The sequence below is a fragment of the Microbispora sp. NPDC049125 genome, assembly GCF_040802045.1.
Lineage (GTDB): Bacteria > Actinomycetota > Actinomycetes > Streptosporangiales > Streptosporangiaceae > Microbispora.
This window is the reverse complement of the sequence record NZ_JBEZDW010000123.1, coordinates 1-1,291: the sequence shown is the minus strand read 5'-3', so window position 1 is coordinate 1,291 and position 1,291 is coordinate 1. Positions and strand designations below refer to the sequence as shown.

The 1,291-nt window shown below is 73.0% G+C and carries 1 protein-coding gene; it reads left to right on the top strand.

The window, feature by feature from the left end; all coding sequences use genetic code 11:
- A partial coding sequence (locus AB0B72_RS40280; RefSeq protein WP_367745074.1) for a polyketide synthase dehydratase domain-containing protein occupies positions 1-1,291 on the top strand: 1,291 nt, incomplete at both ends.

Below are 1,291 nucleotides of genomic sequence, written 5' to 3'. Positions count from 1 at the left end.
ACCCCCCTCCTCCCCGGCACCGCCTTCATCGACCTCGCCCTCCACGCCGCCGACCACACCCCCCACACCACCATCGACGAACTCCTCCTCCACGCCCCCCTCCCACTGCCCGACAACGGGACCGTCCAGATCCAGACCATCGTGAGCGGGCCGGACCAGCGGACCGTGGAGATCTACTCCCGGCCGGAGGGCTCCACGGACGACTGGACGCGCCATGCGACCGTCACGCTCAGCGCCGACGGCCCGGCAGCGTCCTTCGACCTCGCGGCGTGGCCACCGGCCGACGCCCGGTCCGTGGACCTGGATGACGCATATGCGCGGTTACGCGGGAACGAGCTGCGTTACGGGCCGGCGTTCCAGGGGTTGCGGGCGGCGTGGCGACGCGGCGACGAGCTGTTCGCCGAAGTCGCCCTTCCCCAGGAACAGCACGACGACGTCGCGCGGTTCGGCGTGCACCCGGCGCTGCTGGACGCGGCGTTGCACGCCGCCGCCCTGCACTGGCTCGACGGGACCGAGGCCGGGACAGCCAACCTGCCGTTCGCCTGGAGCGGGGTTCGGCTCCACGCCTCCGGCGCGACGGAGCTACGGGTGCGGATCGAGCTGGGCGAGCCGGGCTCGCTGTCCCTCCAGGCCGCCGACCCTTCCGGCGCCCCCGTCATCTCGATCGACTCACTGCAGGTGCGGCCCGTCCCCCGGGAGCAGCTACGGGCGACCGCGCGCGACCGTACGGACGGCCTGTACCGGGTCGAGTGGGAGCCGCTGACCCTGGACGCCGCGGAGCCGGGATCGTGGGGATCGTGGGCCGTGCTGGGTGATCGGGAGTTGTACGACAGCCTGCGTGGGACCGGGCTGGCCGCCTCCCTCTACCCCGGCCTGACCGCGCTGACCGAAGCGATCGAGGCCACCGAACCCGTCCCCGACGTGATCGTCCTGCCCATCACCACCCCCAGCACCAGTCCGGCCCCCTCACACACCACCCTCACCGGCACCGGCGAGGACGTCGGCCCGTCCGCCGACACCGACCGGCCACCACATCCGGCCATCCCCGACAGCACCGATGACGGGCTCGTGGCGGCCGTTCACGCCGTCCTGGAAGACACCCTGCTCACCGTTCAGCAATGGCTGGCCGACGACCGCCTCGCCGACACCCGCCTGCTCGTCGTCACCCACCACGCCGTCACCACCTCCCACGACCACACCACCCCCCACGACCACACCACCCCCCACGACCAGACCACCGGCCCGGCCAGGCGCTCCCCCGGCATCGACCTGACCGCCGCCCCCGTCTGGG